At 64.3% G+C, this 1456-nt stretch carries 1 protein-coding gene; it reads right to left on the bottom strand.

Annotation, left to right across the window (positions count from 1 at the left end; genetic code table 11):
- Positions 1-12: 12 nt before the first annotated feature.
- Positions 13-1407 carry an IS30 family transposase gene (locus tag ACIBCM_RS35260; RefSeq protein ID WP_399250534.1) on the bottom strand — a complete coding sequence of 465 codons (1395 nt, stop codon included), beginning with the start codon at positions 1405-1407 and terminating at the stop codon, positions 13-15.
- Positions 1408-1456 lie beyond the last annotated feature (49 nt).

The raw sequence follows: 1456 nt of genomic DNA, 5'->3' as shown, positions 1-1456 counted from the left end.
TATTGCTTGGACTCAACCGGTCGTTGCAACACCGGCTTGTTGGAGCAAGAGTAGCTGCTCGTTGAATGCCTCGGCCGGGGTCCTCCAACCAAGTGTCTTGCGGGGTCTGGTGTTCAGTGCGTGAGCAACGGCTTCGATTTCTTCGGCGGACCAGCGCGAGAGGTCGGTGCCCTTCGGGAAATACTGGCGCAGGAGTCCGTTGGTGTTCTCGTTCGTGCCTCGCTGCCATGGGCTGTGCGGATCGGCGAAGAACACGGGGATACCGGTCTCGACCCTGAACTGCGTGTGGGCCGACATTTCCTTTCCACGGTCCCATGTAAGCGATCGCGTCAGCTGCTCGGGGAGCATCGACATCGTGTTGGCGAGTGCCTTCTTCATGGAGATCGATCCGTAGCCGGCCAGTGCGGGGCCGTTCTTCGTTCGAGGAATCGTGCCGTATCCCTCTTCGCGGGGCAGATGAACCAGCATGGTGAACCGGGTCGACCGCTCGACAACGGTGCCGATCGCGGAACGCTCCAGCCCGATGATCAAATCCCCTTCCCAGTGGCCGGGGACAGCGCGGTCCTCGGCCTCGGCGGGCCTCTCACTGATCAACGCTTCCGGCGTGACGTGCGCCCAGGTCTTCCGCCGTGAACGCGCCCGCGGCGCCCGCAGAGCGCGTCCGGTCCGAAGGCACAGGATGAGCTCGCGTTTCAGCGCACCGCGGCCCTGGATGTAGAGGGCCTGGTAGATCGCCTCGTGACTGATGCGCATGGATTCATCATCCGGGAAATCAACCTTGATCCGGTTCGCGATCTGCTCTGGGCTCCATGCCTGAACCCACGCACGATCCTTGCGATGCGGCTTGTTCCGCCCCGTCCACGAACCCGTCTCCGGCCCCGCGATCGGCATACCGCCCGATGTGGTGATCTGGCCGGACAGCCTCTCCTGGACGTAGGCGTGCAACCTCGGATCGGCGACCAATTTCGCTGTCTTCGGACGCCGGGCCGCCATATCTGCTTTCCATTGCGCCACCGACGCCCGGTAGTCGAGCTTCCCACTTCTTGTGGCGGCGTTGCGTCGCAGCTCGCGGGAAATGGTGCCTGGATTACGACCGACGTCTCGAGCGATCTCGCGCACCCCCTTGCCCTGGGCCCTGAGCAACGCGATCTCCTCTCGCTCGGAAAACGACAGGTACCTGCCCGAGGGCGGCTTCGAATCGAACGGTCGCATGCCGCCACACTGGCGGTACCAGCGCGTCGCGACAGCCGGCGCCACGCCGATGACGGCGGCGGCCTCCTCAGGCAGAAGGCCCTTGGCGATCTCCGTCCAGAACGCCGCCTCGACATGACGCTGATACTTCGGATGCCCCGGAGACCTCAGCTTCGGACGCAGCGCCCGGTCCGCTGCCTGCTGACGACGCACCATCCAACACCTCCATGCCTACGAGGTGTTGCGACGACCAGTTGAATCCGCC

This window comes from Streptomyces sp. NPDC051018, from assembly GCF_044456085.1.
Lineage (GTDB): Bacteria > Actinomycetota > Actinomycetes > Streptomycetales > Streptomycetaceae > Streptomyces.
The sequence above is the reverse complement of the archived record's forward strand: the minus strand, read 5'-3'. Positions and strand labels throughout refer to the sequence as shown.